General features: G+C 55.7%; 25 protein-coding genes. All 25 read left to right on the forward strand.

The window, feature by feature from the left end; all coding sequences use genetic code 11:
• Positions 1–2 precede the first annotated feature (2 nt).
• The 25 genes from fusA (at position 3) to TH3_RS06155 (ending at position 14,815) form a co-directional block, all read left to right on the forward strand.
• Complete coding sequence (gene fusA, locus TH3_RS06035) at positions 3–2,084, forward strand: elongation factor G (RefSeq protein ID WP_007092425.1); 2,082 nt, start codon at positions 3–5, stop codon at positions 2,082–2,084.
• 28 nt (positions 2,085–2,112) lie between these two features.
• Positions 2,113–3,303 carry an elongation factor Tu gene (tuf, locus tag TH3_RS06040; protein WP_040059651.1) on the forward strand — a complete coding sequence of 397 codons (1,191 nt, stop codon included), beginning with the start codon at positions 2,113–2,115 and terminating at the stop codon, positions 3,301–3,303.
• A 118-nt stretch (positions 3,304–3,421) separates the two neighbouring features.
• Positions 3,422–3,730 (forward strand): 30S ribosomal protein S10, encoded by a 309-nt coding sequence (rpsJ, locus tag TH3_RS06045; protein ID WP_007091508.1) that lies wholly within the window; start codon positions 3,422–3,424, stop codon positions 3,728–3,730.
• Between the two features lie 16 nt (positions 3,731–3,746).
• Positions 3,747–4,463, forward strand: a complete 717-nt coding sequence (gene rplC / locus TH3_RS06050; RefSeq protein ID WP_007091507.1) for a 50S ribosomal protein L3 — start codon at positions 3,747–3,749, stop codon at positions 4,461–4,463.
• 5 nt (positions 4,464–4,468) lie between these two features.
• Positions 4,469–5,089, forward strand: a complete 621-nt coding sequence (rplD, locus tag TH3_RS06055; protein ID WP_007091506.1) for a 50S ribosomal protein L4 — start codon at positions 4,469–4,471, stop codon at positions 5,087–5,089.
• Positions 5,086–5,388, forward strand: a complete 303-nt coding sequence (locus tag TH3_RS06060; protein WP_007091505.1) for a 50S ribosomal protein L23 — start codon at positions 5,086–5,088, stop codon at positions 5,386–5,388. The genes rplD and TH3_RS06060 overlap by 4 nt, the downstream gene beginning before the upstream one ends.
• A gap of 3 nt (positions 5,389–5,391) precedes the next feature.
• Positions 5,392–6,219, forward strand: a complete 828-nt coding sequence (gene rplB / locus TH3_RS06065; protein ID WP_007091504.1) for a 50S ribosomal protein L2 — start codon at positions 5,392–5,394, stop codon at positions 6,217–6,219.
• Between the two features lie 16 nt (positions 6,220–6,235).
• Positions 6,236–6,514 (forward strand): 30S ribosomal protein S19, encoded by a 279-nt coding sequence (rpsS, locus tag TH3_RS06070; protein ID WP_007091503.1) that lies wholly within the window; start codon positions 6,236–6,238, stop codon positions 6,512–6,514.
• Positions 6,515–6,516: 2 nt separating this feature from the next.
• Positions 6,517–6,897 (forward strand): 50S ribosomal protein L22, encoded by a 381-nt coding sequence (gene rplV, locus TH3_RS06075; protein WP_007091502.1) that lies wholly within the window; start codon positions 6,517–6,519, stop codon positions 6,895–6,897.
• The gene (rpsC, locus tag TH3_RS06080; protein WP_007091501.1) at positions 6,897–7,583 is read left to right on the forward strand and encodes a 30S ribosomal protein S3; all 687 of its coding nucleotides are present in this window, start codon (positions 6,897–6,899) and stop codon (positions 7,581–7,583) included. The genes rplV and rpsC overlap by 1 nt, the downstream gene beginning before the upstream one ends.
• Before the next feature lie 12 nt (positions 7,584–7,595).
• Positions 7,596–8,015: a 50S ribosomal protein L16 gene (gene rplP / locus TH3_RS06085; protein ID WP_007091500.1), complete on the forward strand. Its 420-nt coding sequence runs from the start codon at positions 7,596–7,598 to the stop codon at positions 8,013–8,015.
• A gap of 6 nt (positions 8,016–8,021) precedes the next feature.
• Positions 8,022–8,222, forward strand: a complete 201-nt coding sequence (gene rpmC, locus TH3_RS06090) for a 50S ribosomal protein L29 (RefSeq protein WP_007091499.1) — start codon at positions 8,022–8,024, stop codon at positions 8,220–8,222.
• A 26-nt stretch (positions 8,223–8,248) separates the two neighbouring features.
• Positions 8,249–8,482 (forward strand): 30S ribosomal protein S17, encoded by a 234-nt coding sequence (rpsQ, locus tag TH3_RS06095; protein ID WP_007091498.1) that lies wholly within the window; start codon positions 8,249–8,251, stop codon positions 8,480–8,482.
• 34 nt (positions 8,483–8,516) lie between these two features.
• Positions 8,517–8,885 (forward strand): 50S ribosomal protein L14, encoded by a 369-nt coding sequence (gene rplN / locus TH3_RS06100; protein WP_007091497.1) that lies wholly within the window; start codon positions 8,517–8,519, stop codon positions 8,883–8,885.
• Positions 8,885–9,202: a 50S ribosomal protein L24 gene (rplX, locus tag TH3_RS06105; RefSeq protein WP_007091496.1), complete on the forward strand. Its 318-nt coding sequence runs from the start codon at positions 8,885–8,887 to the stop codon at positions 9,200–9,202. Before rplN ends, rplX begins: the two co-directional genes overlap by 1 nt.
• A gap of 11 nt (positions 9,203–9,213) precedes the next feature.
• Positions 9,214–9,753 carry a 50S ribosomal protein L5 gene (gene rplE / locus TH3_RS06110; protein ID WP_007091495.1) on the forward strand — a complete coding sequence of 180 codons (540 nt, stop codon included), beginning with the start codon at positions 9,214–9,216 and terminating at the stop codon, positions 9,751–9,753.
• A gap of 14 nt (positions 9,754–9,767) precedes the next feature.
• Positions 9,768–10,073, forward strand: coding sequence for a 30S ribosomal protein S14 (gene rpsN / locus TH3_RS06115; RefSeq protein WP_007091494.1), 306 nt, complete (start codon positions 9,768–9,770; stop codon positions 10,071–10,073).
• Positions 10,074–10,085: 12 nt separating this feature from the next.
• A complete protein-coding gene (rpsH, locus tag TH3_RS06120; RefSeq protein ID WP_007091493.1) occupies positions 10,086–10,484 on the forward strand; it encodes a 30S ribosomal protein S8 in 399 nt (132 codons plus the stop codon).
• Between the two features lie 12 nt (positions 10,485–10,496).
• Complete coding sequence (gene rplF, locus TH3_RS06125) at positions 10,497–11,030, forward strand: 50S ribosomal protein L6 (RefSeq protein WP_007091492.1); 534 nt, start codon at positions 10,497–10,499, stop codon at positions 11,028–11,030.
• Between the two features lie 11 nt (positions 11,031–11,041).
• Positions 11,042–11,395 (forward strand): 50S ribosomal protein L18, encoded by a 354-nt coding sequence (rplR, locus tag TH3_RS06130; RefSeq protein ID WP_007091491.1) that lies wholly within the window; start codon positions 11,042–11,044, stop codon positions 11,393–11,395.
• An 11-nt stretch (positions 11,396–11,406) separates the two neighbouring features.
• The gene (gene rpsE, locus TH3_RS06135) at positions 11,407–11,988 is read left to right on the forward strand and encodes a 30S ribosomal protein S5 (RefSeq protein ID WP_007091490.1); all 582 of its coding nucleotides are present in this window, start codon (positions 11,407–11,409) and stop codon (positions 11,986–11,988) included.
• A 6-nt stretch (positions 11,989–11,994) separates the two neighbouring features.
• Positions 11,995–12,189: a 50S ribosomal protein L30 gene (rpmD, locus tag TH3_RS06140; protein ID WP_007091489.1), complete on the forward strand. Its 195-nt coding sequence runs from the start codon at positions 11,995–11,997 to the stop codon at positions 12,187–12,189.
• A gap of 30 nt (positions 12,190–12,219) precedes the next feature.
• On the forward strand, positions 12,220–12,705 hold the full coding sequence (rplO, locus tag TH3_RS06145) for a 50S ribosomal protein L15 (RefSeq protein ID WP_007091488.1): 486 nt from the start codon (positions 12,220–12,222) through the stop codon (positions 12,703–12,705).
• An 81-nt stretch (positions 12,706–12,786) separates the two neighbouring features.
• Positions 12,787–14,133: a preprotein translocase subunit SecY gene (gene secY / locus TH3_RS06150; RefSeq protein WP_007091487.1), complete on the forward strand. Its 1,347-nt coding sequence runs from the start codon at positions 12,787–12,789 to the stop codon at positions 14,131–14,133.
• A 37-nt stretch (positions 14,134–14,170) separates the two neighbouring features.
• Positions 14,171–14,815 (forward strand): adenylate kinase, encoded by a 645-nt coding sequence (locus TH3_RS06155; protein ID WP_007091486.1) that lies wholly within the window; start codon positions 14,171–14,173, stop codon positions 14,813–14,815.
• Positions 14,816–14,918 lie beyond the last annotated feature (103 nt).

The raw sequence follows: 14,918 nt of genomic DNA on the forward strand, positions 1-14,918 counted from the left end.
TTATGGTACAACGTACTCCGATCTCTCGGTATCGCAACATCGGCATCATGGCTCACATCGATGCTGGTAAAACGACGACCACCGAGCGAATTCTATTCTACACCGGCAAGTCCTACAAAATCGGCGAAGTCCACGACGGCGCCGCAACCATGGACTGGATGGAACAGGAACAGGAACGCGGCATCACGATTACGTCTGCTGCGACGACCTGCTTCTGGAAAGATAACCGCATCAACATCATCGATACCCCGGGCCACGTTGACTTCACGATTGAAGTTGAACGTTCGCTTCGTGTTCTCGATGGTGCATGCGCTGTTTTCGATGCCGTTTCCGGTGTTGAACCGCAGACCGAAACCGTATGGCGCCAGGCTGACAAGTACAACGTTCCGCGTATGTGCTTTGTCAACAAGATGGACCGTACCGGTGCGGACTTCTTCCGCTGCGTCAAGATGATCAAAGACCGTCTCGGTGCCAACGCGGCTGTCATGCAGCTGCCGATTGGTTCCGAAATGGAATTCGAAGGCGTTGTCGACCTTGTTGCCAACAAGGAAATCGTCTGGAAAGACGAAAGCCTTGGCGCCGAGTTCGAATATCGCGACATTCGCGATTCGCTCAAAGACCAGGCTGAAGAGTACCGTGAAGCTCTGATCGAACAGGCTGTTGAGTGTGACGAAGCTGCCATGGAAGCTTACCTCGAAGGCGAAATGCCGTCCGAGGAAGTTCTCAAGAAGTGCATCCGTAAAGGTACGCTGAAAGGCGAACTGGTTCCGGTCCTTTGCGGTACTGCGTTCAAGAACAAAGGCGTTCAGCCGCTTCTTGATGCCGTCATCGATTACATGCCGGCTCCGGACGACATCGAAGACGTGCGCGGCATCAAGCCGGGCACCGAAGACGAGCCGGACTCACGTCCGCTGAACGACGAAGCACCGTTCTCCGGTCTTGCATTCAAGATCATGAGCGACCCGTTCGTTGGCTCCCTGACCTTCGTTCGTATTTATTCCGGTATGCTTGAAGCCGGTTCTTACGTTCTGAACTCTGTCAAAGAGAAAAAAGAACGTATCGGCCGTATGCTGCTTATGCATTCAAACAACCGCGAAGAAATCAAATACGCTTGCTCGGGCGACATCGTTGCTCTGGTCGGTCTGAAGGATACCACCACCGGTGATACCCTTTGTGACACGGCCAAGCCGATCATCCTTGAGCGTATGGAATTCCCGGATCCGGTTATCGAGATCGCTGTTGAGCCGAAATCGAAAGCCGACCAGGAGAAAATGGGTCTCGCCCTTGCACGTCTTGCACAGGAAGATCCGTCGTTCCGCGTCAAAACCGACCACGAATCCGGCCAGACCATCATTTCCGGTATGGGCGAGCTTCACCTCGACATCATCGTCGATCGCATGAAGCGTGAATTCAAAGTCGAAGCAAACGTCGGCGCGCCGCAGGTTGCTTATCGTGAGACGATTTCCCAGGAAGTCGACATCGATTACACCCACAAGAAACAGTCGGGTGGTTCGGGTCAGTTCGCACGTATCAAGTTGACCTTCACCCCGGGTGAACCGGGCAGCGGGTTCTCCTTCAAGGACACCGTCGTTGGCGGTAACGTTCCGAAGGAATACATTCCGGGTGTTGCCAAGGGTCTTGAAACCTCGCTTAACAGCGGTGTGATCGCCGGGTTCCCGGTCACCGACTTCTCGGTCACCCTGACCGACGGTGCGTATCACGACGTTGACTCGAGCGTGATGGCCTTCGAAATCGCAGCTCGTGCCGCATTCCGTGAAGGTCTTGCGAAAGCTCGTCCGAAGCTTCTCGAGCCGATCATGAATGTCGAAGTTGTGACGCCGGAAGAATACATGGGCGACATCATTGGTGACCTTAACAGTCGCCGTGGTCAGGTCCGTGACATGGATTCCCGTGGTATTGCACGCGTTGTTAGCGCGTTTGTCCCGCTGGCGAACATGTTCGGTTACGTCAATACGCTGCGTTCCATGTCCCAGGGCCGTGCCCAGTTCGTGATGCAGTTCGATCATTACGCCGACGTCCCGCAGGCAGTTGCGGACGAAGTCAAGGCCAAGTCGGCCGGCTAAGGCGAAGCCAGAATAAACGGAGTTAGAAATGGCTAAAGAAAAATTTGCGCGTACAAAACCGCACGTGAACGTTGGCACCATCGGCCACGTTGACCACGGTAAAACCACGCTGACCGCAGCGATCACCAAAGTTCTCGCAGAGAGCGGCGGCGCATCGTTCCAGGACTACAGCATGATCGACAAAGCGCCGGAAGAGAAAGCTCGTGGTATCACGATCTCGACCGCGCACGTCGAATATGAAACGGCGAACCGCCACTATGCGCACGTCGACTGCCCGGGCCACGCTGACTATGTCAAGAACATGATCACCGGTGCGGCACAGATGGACGGCGGCATTCTGGTTGTTTCGGCAGCTGACGGCCCGATGCCGCAGACCCGCGAGCACATCCTGCTTGCACGTCAGGTTGGCGTTCCGGCCCTCGTCGTGTTCATGAACAAGGTTGACCAGGTCGATGACGAGGAACTCCTCGAACTCGTCGAAATGGAAATCCGTGAACTTCTGTCGTCCTACGACTTCCCGGGCGATGACATTCCGATCGTCAAAGGTTCGGCTCTTGCTGCCCTTGAAGGTCGTGATGACGCGATTGGCAAAGAAGCGATCCTGAAGCTGATGGAAGCTGTTGACAGCTACATCCCGGCACCGGAACGTCCGAAAGACCGTCCGTTCCTGATGCCGATCGAGGACGTGTTCTCGATCTCGGGTCGTGGTACGGTTGTGACCGGTCGTGTTGAAACCGGTATCGTCAAGGTTGGTGAAGAAGTCGAAATCGTCGGTATCAAAGACACCGTCAAAACGATTGTCACCGGCGTTGAGATGTTCCGCAAGCTGCTCGATCAGGGTGAAGCTGGCGACAACATTGGCGCGCTGCTGCGCGGCACCAAACGTGAAGACGTCGAGCGTGGCCAGGTTCTGGCGCATGTCGGCTCGATCAAGCCGCACACCAAGTTCACCGCAGAAGCCTACATCCTGACCAAGGATGAAGGTGGCCGTCACACGCCGTTCTTCTCGAACTACCGTCCGCAGTTCTACTTCCGTACCACTGACGTCACCGGCTCGATCGAGCTGCCGGCAGGCACGGAAATGGTTATGCCGGGCGACAACGTCCAGATGACCGCGACCCTCATTGCACCGATTGCAATGGACGAAGGTCTGCGTTTCGCAATCCGTGAAGGCGGTCGTACCGTCGGCGCGGGCGTTGTTGCCAAGATCATCGAGTAATTTTCTCTTGATCTTTGTGAAGCGGGCGGCTATGTAAGCCGCCCGCAACACTTTTGCGGCAATCGTCAACTCCAGTTGAGGGGCCGGTGTCCTTTTGAGGGCTCCGGTACATAATTACATGGATAGTCAGAACATTCGCATTCGCCTGAAGGCGTTTGACCATCGCGTGCTGGATCAGTCCACGCGCGAGATCGTCAATACGGCGAAGCGCACTGGCGCAGAGGTCCGCGGCCCGATTCCGCTGCCGACCCGCATTGAGAAATACACTGTTCTGCGGTCTCCGCACATCGATAAGAAATCGCGTGAGCAGTTCGAAATCCGTACGCATAAGCGTCTTCTCGACATTGTCGACCCGACTCCCCAGACTGTTGATGCTCTGATGAAGCTCGACCTGGCTGCAGGCGTCGACGTCGAGATCAAACTTTAATCGGGAGTAAGCCGCAATGCGTAGTGGACTTATTACCCAGAAGGTTGGCATGACTCGCGTCTTCACGGACGAAGGCGTGCACCTTCCTGTCACCGTTCTGAAAGTCGATAACCTTCAGGTCGTTGCTAATCGTACCAGCGACACCGACGGTTACGTTGCTGTTCAGCTTGGCTATGGCAAAGCAAAAGTGAAAAACGTATCGAAGCCGATGCGCGGTCACTTTGCAAAAGCCAAGGTTGAGCCGAAAGCCAAACTTGCTGAATTCCGCGTTAGCGAAGATGCGCTGATCGAAGTCGGTGCCGAACTTTCGGCAACCCACTTTGTTGAAGGCCAGTACGTTGACGTCATCGGCACCTCCATCGGTAAAGGTTTTGCCGGTGCGATGAAGCGCCATAACTTCGGTGGTCTGCGTGCGTCGCACGGTGTGTCTGTATCGCACCGTTCGCATGGTTCCACTGGTCAGTGCCAGGATCCGGGCCGCGTCTTCAAAGGTAAGAAGATGGCTGGTCATATGGGTGCGGCGCGCGTAACCGTTCAGTCCCTTAAAATCGTCTCTACCGACGAAGCAAAGGGTCTTGTTCTGGTTCACGGTGCTGTCCCGGGTCATGCAGGCGCTTATGTCCTTGTCAAGGATGCCGTGAAACGTGCTGCACCGGAAGGTCTGCCGTTCCCGGCCGCGCTAAAGGGTGCTGCCCCGGCTGCTGAAGAAGCTGCCGCCGAGGATAAGGAATAAGCATCATGAAGCTCGACATTCTTAAACTTGACGCGTCCAAGGCCGGTAACATCGATCTCGCAGAAGAGATCTTTGGTCTGGACGTTCGTCGTGACATCCTGCACCGCATGGTGAACTGGCAGTTGGCAAAACGCCGCGCCGGTACCCACAAGGTAAAGGAAAAAAGCGAGATCTCTGCGACCACGAAAAAGTTCGTACGTCAGAAGGGCAGTGGCGGTGCACGTCACGGTTCCCGTAAAGCCGTACAGTTCCGTGGTGGTGGTGTAGCGCATGGTCCGCGTGTTCGCGATCATTCGCACGATCTGACCAAGAAATTCCGTAAGCTCGCGCTGAAAACCGCTCTGTCGGCCAAAGCAAAGGACGGTAAGCTTATCGTTCTGGACTCCGCGGAATTCTCGGACGCCAAAACCAAGAATCTGGTCGCTGCTTTCGCTAAGCTCGGCTGGAAATCTGCACTGATCATTGACGGTGCGCAGATCAATGAGGGCTTTGCACGCGCTGCGCGCAACATCCCGCAGGTTGATGTGCTGCCAGAGATTGGTGCTAACGTCTATGACATCCTGCGCCGTGACACCCTGGTGCTGACCAAGGGTGCGGTCGAAGCGTTGGAGGCACGTCTCAAATGACGATCATCAGCAAAGAGCGGATGTACGAAGTCATCCGCGCCCCGCATATCACTGAAAAGTCGACGCTGATTTCTGAACACAACGCCGTTGCGTTCAAAGTTGCGATCGACGCCACCAAGCCGGAGATCAAGGCTGCTGTGGAAGGTCTGTTCGGGGTGAAGGTCAAGGCGGTCAATACCTCTGTGGTAAAAGGCAAGACCAAGCGTTTTCGCGGTACTGTCGGTCGCCGGAGCGATTTCAAGAAAGCGATGGTTACCCTCGAAGAGGGTCAGTCCATCGACGTGACGACGGGAATCTAAGACATGGCTTTGAAGAAGTTTAAACCAACCTCTCCTGGTCGCCGTCAGCTGGTTCTTGTCGATCGTTCCGATCTCCACAAGGGCAAGCCGATCAAAGCGTTGACCGAAGGTCTTCGCAAGAAAGGTGGCCGTAACAACTCTGGTCGTATCACCGCCCGCCGTATTGGTGGTGGTCACAAGCGTCGTTACCGCATTATCGACTTCAAACGCACCAAGTTTGATGTCGTTGGTACGGTCGAACGTCTGGAATATGATCCGAACCGCACGGCGTTTATCGCCCTGGTTCGTTATTCCGATGACGAGTTGGCCTACATCCTCGCACCGCAGCGTCTTGCTGTCGGCGACAACATTGTTGCAGCCGAACGCGTAGACATTAAGCCGGGTAATGCCGCACCGCTGAAGAATATTCCGGTCGGTACCATCGTCCATAACGTCGAACTGAAAGCCGGTAAAGGTGGTCAGATCGCACGTTCGGCAGGCACCTATGTGCAGCTTGTCGGCAAGGACCAGGGTTACGCCCAGCTTAAGCTGTCCTCCGGTGAGGTACGTTTGGTTCGTGGTGAATGCATGGCTACCATCGGTGCCGTGTCCAACCAGGACCAGCAGAACACAAACCTTGGTAAAGCAGGCCGCAATCGCTGGCTTGGCAAGCGTCCTTCGGTTCGTGGTGTTGCCATGAACCCGATCGATCACCCGCATGGTGGTGGTGAAGGTCGCACTTCGGGTGGTCGTCACCCGGTTACGCCGTGGGGCAAGCCTACCAAGGGCAAACGTACCCGCTCGAACAAAAAGACTGACGCGCTCATCATGCGCCGTCGTCATAAGAGCTAACGGAGGAGGCTAGACTATGGCGCGTTCCGTTTGGAAGGGTCCGTTTGTAGACGGATACCTTCTTAAGAAAGCCGAAACAGTCCGTGCTTCAGGCCGGAATGAGGTAATCAAGACCTGGTCGCGGCGCTCGACGATTTTGCCGCAATTCGTAGGCCTCACCTTTGGGGTTTACAATGGCCAGAAGTTTCTGCCGGTACTTGTGAACGAAGATATGATCGGTCATAAGTTCGGTGAGTTTTCGCCGACCCGTACCTACTATGGTCACGCGGCCGACAAGAAGGCGAAGAGGAAGTAACGATGGGTAAAAAAGCTGACATCCGTCGGCTGGCGGACAACGAGGCTGCGGCTTCGCTCCGGGCAGTACGCATTTCCCCGCGTAAGCTCAACCTCGTCGCCGAGTCGATCCGTGGTATGAAGGCAGAGGCTGCTTTGGCAGAGCTCACCTTCTCCAACAAACGCATTTCGCAGGACGTCAAAAAGCTGCTGGAATCGGCAATCGCTAATGCCGAGAACAACCACCAGCTCGATGTTGACCGTCTCTTTATCAAAGAGGCGACTGTTGGTAAGGCATTCGTGATGAAACGTTGGCGGGCCCGCGCACGCGGTCGCGTCGGCAAGATCATCAAGCCGTTCTCCAACATGCGCATCGTCGTCTGCGAACGTGAGGAGGCCGAGTAATGGGTCAGAAAGTAAATCCGATCGGTTTACGCGTTGGCATCAACCGCACGTGGGATTCCCGCTGGTACGCCAACAAGGCCGATTTCGCTGGCCTTCTTCATGAAGACCTGGCGATCCGTAAATACATCTTCGACCGTCTGAAACAGGCGGGTGTTTCGAAGGTGATTATCGAACGTCCGGCGAAAAAAGCCCGCATCTCGATCCACTCTGCCCGTCCGGGTGTTGTGATCGGGAAAAAAGGCCAGGACATCGAGAAGCTCAAGAACGATCTGCAGAAACTGACCAAGTCGGAAGTGCAGGTTAACATCATCGAAATCCGTAAACCGGAAATCGATGCCAAGCTGGTCGCTGACAACATCGCCCAGCAGCTTGAGCGCCGTGTTTCGTTCCGTCGCGCCATGAAGCGCTCGGTTCAGAACGCAATCCGTCTCGGTGCTGGTGGCATTCGTATTAATGCCGCTGGTCGTCTTGGTGGTGCTGAAATCGCTCGTACCGAATGGTACCGTGAAGGTCGCGTTCCGCTGCATACCCTGCGTGCGGACGTTGATTATGGCACTTCGGAAGCTCACACCACCTATGGTGTCTGCGGTCTGAAGGTCTGGATCTTCAAGGGCGAAATCATGGCTCACGATCCGTTGGCTTCCGAGCGTAAAGCGCTCGAGTCGGCTGGTTCAGGTCGTAAGTAAGGAGATAGAGAGATGCTTTCTCCAAAACGTACAAAGTTCCGTAAAGCACACAAGGGTCGCCTTAAAGGTGAGGCCAAAGGTGGTACGGAACTTAATTTCGGCGCTTATGGCTTGAAAGCCTTGGAGCCGGAGCGTATAACGGCGCGTCAGATCGAAGCGGCCCGCCGCGCGATCACCCGCCACATGCGCCGTCAAGGCCGTGTGTGGATCCGCGTTTTCCCGGATCTCCCGGTATCGCAAAAGCCTGCTGAAGTCCGTCAGGGTAAAGGCAAAGGCTCGGTCGAATATTGGGCGGCACGTGTAAAACCGGGTCGGATTATGTTTGAACTTGACGGTGTTCCGCTGGATCTTGCACGTCGGGCTTTCGAGCTCGCAGCGGCAAAATTGCCGATCAAGACCAAGTTTGTCACGCGTCTTGGTGAAGGGGAGTAATTAGTGATGAAAATTGCTGATCTCCGCGCGAAAAGCGCTGATGAACTAAAACAGATGCTGCTCGACCTGCGTAAGGAATCGTTCAATATGCGTTTCCAGCAGGCTTCCGGTCAGTTCGAGAACACTGCGCAGGTCCGTAAGGTCCGCCGTGATATCGCCCGCATCAAAACCCTTCTCGGAAACGAGAAGGGTGCTACTGCGGCCTAACTGGACACGCATAGGAGTTAAGACACATGCCGAGGCGTGTATTGCAGGGGACAGTCGTTTCGACAAAAAACGACAAGACTGTGGTGGTCCGTGTGGAACGCCAGGTCATGCACCCGCTGTATAAAAAGTATGTGCGCAAGTCGAAGAAATTCCACGCGCATGATGAAGAGAACCGCTTCAAGACGGGTGACGTCGTTCGTATTCGCGAATGCCGGCCGATCTCGAAATTGAAGTCTTGGGAAGTAGTGGTCGAGGAGTGAGTCCTCAGCCCAACCATAGTCAAGGGGTAAACCCATGATCCAGATGCAGTCCAATCTGGACGTTGCCGATAATAGCGGCGCTCGCCGTGTTCAGTGCATCAAGGTGCTGGGCGGCTCGAAGCGCAAAACCGCTAATGTCGGTGATGTTATCGTGGTTTCCGTCAAGGAAGCCATTCCGCGCGGTCGTGTTAAGAAGGGTGCAGTACACAAAGCTGTCATCGTTCGGACCGCAAAGGAAATTCGTCGTTCCGATGGTTCGGCGATCCGCTTTGACCGTAATGCTGCCGTTCTTATTAATGCGAACGGTGAGCCTATCGGTACGCGTATTTTCGGCCCGGTGACCCGTGAACTCCGTTCGCGTGGTTACATGAAGATCATTTCGCTTGCCCCGGAGGTGCTGTAATGGCTGCCAAGATTAAAAAGGGTGATCGCGTCATTGTTCTTACGGGTAAAGACAAAGGGAAAACCGGCGAAGTTATCGCCGCTTTCCCGACCGAGAACAAAGTTCTGGTTTCGGGCATCAACCTGGTGAAACGTCACCAGCGTCCGACCGGTGCTGATGCTGGCGGCATCGTCGAGAAGGAAGCGAAAATCAACGTTTCCAACGTGGCGATTGTCGACCCGAAAGAAAACAAGCCGACCCGCGTCGGTTTCAAGACCCTCGATGATGGTCGCAAGGTTCGCGTAGCGAAGCTCAGCGGCGAAGTCATCGACAACTGAGGGACGGAAAAATGACGCGCCTGCGCGAACATTACAAAGAAGTGGTGCGTGACGCACTCCAGAAGGAGTTCTCCTACGAGAACTCCATGGAGGTTCCGCGCCTCGAGAAGATCGTGATCAATATGGGTGTCGGCGACGCCACCCAGGATCGCAAAAAGCTGGAAGGTGCGGCTGCGGATCTCGCTGCCATCACCGGTCAGAAGCCTATCTTCACCAAGGCGAAAAAGTCGGTAGCGGCTTTCAAGCTTCGTGAAGGCATGAACATCGGTTGTAAAGTGACCCTGCGTCGCGACCGTATGTACGAGTTCCTGGACCGTCTGGTTTCGGTCGCGCTTCCGCGCGTTCGTGACTTCCGCGGCCTGAACAAAAAATCCTTCGATGGTCGTGGCAACTTTGCCATGGGCCTCAAGGAACAGTTCGTCTTTCCTGAAGTCGAGTACGACAAAGTCGACTCGGTCCGCGGGATGGACATCATCATTTGCACCACGGCAAAGTCCGACGCCGAAGCTCTCGCCCTTCTCAAGGGCTTTGATCTTCCGTTCGGAAACTAACTGGAGGTTGGCCCATGGCCAAGAAAAGCGCCGTTCAGCGCGAACTTAAACGTGAGCGCCTGGCTAAGCAGCATGCTGCCAAGCGTGCCGCCCTTAAAGCGGTCATTAACAATCGCGAGACCTCTCCTGAAGAGCGTATCGCGTGCGTGATCAAACTCGCCCAGCTGCCGCGTAACTCGGCCCGTATCCGTCAGCGTATCCGCTGCCAGGTTTCCGGTCGTCCGCGCGGTGTCTATCGCAAATTCCGCCTGTCCCGTATCGCGCTTCGTGAACTTGCTTCGCGTGGTCAGATCCCGGGCATGGTGAAGTCGAGCTGGTAAGGAGGACATCACATGTCGATGACTGATCCCGTAGGCGATATGCTCACGCGTATCCGCAACGGTCAGCGCGTTGGTAAATCCAACGTTGCTTCGCCGGCTTCAAAACTGCGTACCGGTGTGCTGGATGTTCTCCAGCGCGAAGGTTACATCCGCGGTTACAGCATTAATGAAATTCGCAAGGGCGTCAGCGAAATCAACATCGAACTCAAATATTTTGAGGGCGAAGGCGTGATTAAGCAGATCGACCGCGTCTCGACCCCGGGTCGTCGTGTGTATTCGAAGATCAAAGATCTTCCGAAAGTATACAACGGCTTGGGCATCGCAGTCCTATCCACTCCGAAAGGGGTTCTGTCGGATCAGGAGGCTCGCGAGCAGAATGTCGGCGGCGAAATCCTCTGCAAGGTATTCTAAGGAGGGCCAACGATGTCGCGAGTAGGAAAAAACCCGGTGGTCGTGCCTAGCGGCGTTACCATCACCCTGACCGAAGAACAGATCAGTGCAAAAGGCAAGCTCGGTGAGCTTCGTCTGCCGCTGACCTCGGACGTAACTGTTTCACAGGATGACAACCAGATCACCGTGAAACCGGCCAACGATACCAAGCGCGCCCGTGCCCTTTGGGGTACCACACGCGCCAATATCGCAAACCTCGTAACCGGGGTTTCGGACGGCTTCACCAAGAAACTGGAAATCACCGGTGTTGGTTACCGTGCGCAGGTCCAGGGCAATAAACTGGTTCTGCAGCTTGGCTTCTCTCATGACGTGGAAATGGAGATCCCCGCGGGTCTTAACGTCGTCGCAGAAAAGCCGACCCTTATCGCCATCTCTGGCGCAGATAAACAGCTCGTTGGTCAGTTCGCTGCAAATGCACGCGGCTGGCGCGGTCCGGAGCCTTACAAAGGCAAAGGTGTCCGTTACGAAGGCGAGTATATCTTGCGCAAAGAAGGCAAGAAGAAGTAAGGACTGGCACGATGAAAAACGCGAGAAACCTCTTCGAGCGCCGCAAACGCCGCGTTCGTTTTGCGATCCGCCAGAAAGCGGCCGGTCGCCCGCGCCTCAGCGTGCACCGTTCCAACGCGCATATCTATGCACAGATTATCGACGATCTGGCAGGCAAGACTCTTGTCTGCGCTTCGTCGGCCGAGAAAGATCTCGGTGGCAAAGGCAGCAATGCCGAAGCAGCTGTGCTGGTCGGTAAAGCTATTGCCGAACGTGCCGTTGCCGCTGGTGTGAAAACGGTCGTATTTGATCGTGGCGGGTATTTGTTCCATGGCCGGGTGAAAGCTCTGGCCGATGCCGCCCGTGAGGGCGGTCTGGACTTCTAAGGAGCACGACCATGGCACGTAATCAGAATACACAACAGCAGCAGCAGGCGCCGAAAGCCCGTGAAGAAAACGAACTCGTCGACAAGCTGGTTGGTATCAACCGCGTCGCGAAAGTCGTTAAGGGCGGTCGTCGCTTTGCTTTCTCCGCAATGGTTGTCGTCGGTGACCAGCGCGGTCGCGTCGGATACGGCACGGGCAAAGCCCGTGAAGTTCCGGAAGCGATCCGCAAGGCTACCGAAGCAGCCAAGCGCAACATGATCCGCGTTCCGTTGCGTGAAGGCCGTACCCTTCACCACGATGTGCAGGGCCACTTTGGTGCAGGTCGGGTTATTCTCCGTTCTGCTCCGGCTGGTACCGGTATCATTGCTGGCGGTGCGATGCGCGCAGTTTTCGAAACCATGGGTGTTCAGGACGTCGTGTCCAAATGCACCGGTTCGAACAACCCGCACAACGTTATCCGTGCAACTCTTGACGCTCTGGTCAACGGCGCTTCACCGCGTCAGGTCGCTGCAAAACGCGGCCTGAAGGTTGGCGAGATCGTTGCCCGTCGCGATAGCGGTTCGGCTGCGGCCGCCGTTCTCGAAAAGGAGTAATTCGATATGGCTGCTAAGAAAAAAGCGACCGTTCGCGTTACCCAGACGGGTTCGCCGATCGGACGTCCGGCTGATCAGCGCCAGACCCTTGTGGGTCTTGGCCTGAACAAACTGCACCGGACTCGTGAGCTGGAAGATACTCCGGCTGTTCGCGGTATGATCGCCAAGGTCAAGCACCTCGTCCGCGTGGACGAGGCCTGATTGGCCCCCAGATCGAAAAGGTGTTGATTAATGAAACTCAACGAACTTGCCGATAACCCGGGTGCCCGCAAGGCGCGCACCCGCGTCGGTCGCGGTATCGGTTCGGGCAAAGGCAAAACTTCTGGCGCAGGTCAGAAGGGTCAGACGTCCCGTTCCGGTGTGGCGATCAATGGCTTCGAAGGCGGGCAGATGCCAATCTACCGTCGTCTTCCGAAGCGCGGCTTTAAAAATCCGTTCCGGAAACTGTTCGGTGTCGTGAACCTTGGTACCCTTCAGACCGCCGTTGATAACGGTGTTCTTGAAGAAGGTGCGAATGTCACCATCGACGTTCTGGTCGAAAAAGGCCTGGCCCGTCCGCAGAAAGACGGTCTGCGTCTGCTCGCTAAAGGCGAACTGAAAGCGAAACTGAACATCGAAATCACCGGTGCTTCCAAGTCGGCTATCGCAGCCGTCGAGAAAGCGGGTGGCTCGGTCAAGGTTCTTGCTCCGGTTGCCGCAGCAGAAACCGCAGAATAAGCCTCTATGACTACGTGAGGGTCCGGTTCCCAAGATTACGGGACCGGACCCTCCAGTTTTAGCCTATTGGGAGATAAGTGCATGGCATCGGCCGCCGAGCAGCTTGCCGCGAACCTGAACTGGTCGTCTTTTTCGAAGGCAACCGAGCTTAAAAAGCGCATCTGGTTCACGTTGGGCGCGCTTATAGTTTACCGTCTGGGAACATATATCCCGATTCCCGGCGTTGACCCGTCCATTCTTGCTGATATTTTCCAGCAGAATGCTGGTGGCGTCCTGGGCATGTTCGACATGTTTGCTGGTGGTGCGCTTGGGCGTATGACCATCTTCGCGCTGAACATCATGCCTTACATCTCCGCCTCGATCATCATTCAGCTGATGACCACTGTTTCGCCAAGCCTTGAGGCTATGAAAAAAGAGGGCGAACAGGGGCGTAAAAAGATTAATCAATATACCCGTTATCTGACCGTTGTGATCGCCACGATCCAGGCATGGGGCATTGCCGTTGGTCTTGAAAGCATGAGCGGTTCATCCGGCTCTGCGGTTCATGATCCGGGCATGTTCTTCCGCTTTACTGCGGTTGTGACCCTGGTTGGCGGCACCATGTTCCTGATGTGGCTGGGCGAACAGATCACCCAGCGCGGTATCGGTAACGGCATTTCGCTTATCATTTTCGCCGGTATTGTTGCGGGCCTTCCGGCCGCGATTGCGGGCACGCTTGAGCTTGGCCGTACCGGCGCGATTTCCGCCCTGGTGATCGTTGCGATCATCGTGCTGGCGATTGCCGTCATTGCCTTCATCGTGTTCATGGAACGTGCCCAGCGCCGTGTTCTGATCCAGTACCCGAAACGCCAGGTCGGCATGAAGGTCATGGAAGGTCAGAGCTCGCACCTGCCGCTCAAGATCAACACGGCTGGCGTTATTCCGCCGATCTTTGCAAGCTCGCTTCTGCTGATGCCGCTGTCGGTTGCACAGTTCACTGCCGGTGCGGATGCGCCTGCGTGGCTTAGCACCGTGACAGCACTGCTTGGCCGTGGCCAGCCGCTTTATATCGGTCTGTATATCGCGCTGATCGTCTTCTTTGCCTTCTTCTACACCGCGGTTGTTTTCAACCCGGAAGATACGGCAGACAACCTGAAAAAGCATGGCGGCTTCATTCCGGGCATCCGTCCGGGCAAGAATACCGCCAACTATCTGGATTTCATCCTGACCCGCCTGACGGTCATCGGTGCAGCGTATCTGGCATTTGTCTGTATCCTGCCAGAGCTTCTGATCGCCGAATGGTCGGTGCCGTTCTACTTTGGTGGGACTAGCTTGCTGATCGTTGTCACGGTAACCATGGATACCGTAGCACAGATCCAGTCGCATATGCTGGCACACCAGTATGAAGGCCTGATCAAGAAATCCAAATTGCGTGGACGCCGCCGCTAAGGCGGCGCCACCAAGACCATCAGGGGGACGGACAACAATGAACATTATCCTTCTTGGCCCTCCGGGTGCTGGCAAAGGGACCCAGGCAAAGCGTCTTGAAACGGGACGCGGCATGATTCAGCTTTCGACCGGTGACATGCTGCGTGCAGCGGTAGCAGCCGGGACCGAGCTGGGGCAGAAGGCAAAGGAAGTCATGGATGCGGGCAAGCTCGTTTCCGACGATCTGATGATCGGTCTGATTTCCGAACGACTTGATCAGGATGATACCAAGAACGGTTTCATCCTGGACGGATTTCCGCGCACCACAGCCCAGGCACATGCCCTGGATGTGATGCTGGAAACCAAGGGACTGGCACTTGATTATGTGATCGAGTTGCGGGTTGATGATGCCGCCCTTGTGGCACGTATCGTTGGTCGCTACACCTGCGCGAAATGCGGGCAGGGATACCATGACACGTTCCAGAAACCCAAGCAGGACGGTGTTTGCGACGTATGTGGCAGCACCGAATTCAAACGCCGTGCGGATGACAATGCCGAGACGGTCACCTCGCGACTGGAAGCTTATCACAAGCAGACAGCACCGATCATTCCCTACTATGAGAATGCCGGTAAGCTGAAAACAGTTGACGGGATGGCCGAAATCGACGAAGTTACGCGCGAGATAGAAGCCATCCTGGGGTAATTTCCCGGGCAGGGCATTTTTTGCTGGCGGGTTGGCAGTATTGCTGGCCCGCTTTTGCAGCGCCCCGTCCTACCGGATCTGCCGCAGGGTTTGTTAACAGGAA

Origin of the sequence: Thalassospira xiamenensis M-5 = DSM 17429 (assembly GCF_000300235.2) — a bacterium.
GTDB classification, from domain to species: Bacteria; Pseudomonadota; Alphaproteobacteria; order Rhodospirillales; family Thalassospiraceae; genus Thalassospira; species Thalassospira xiamenensis.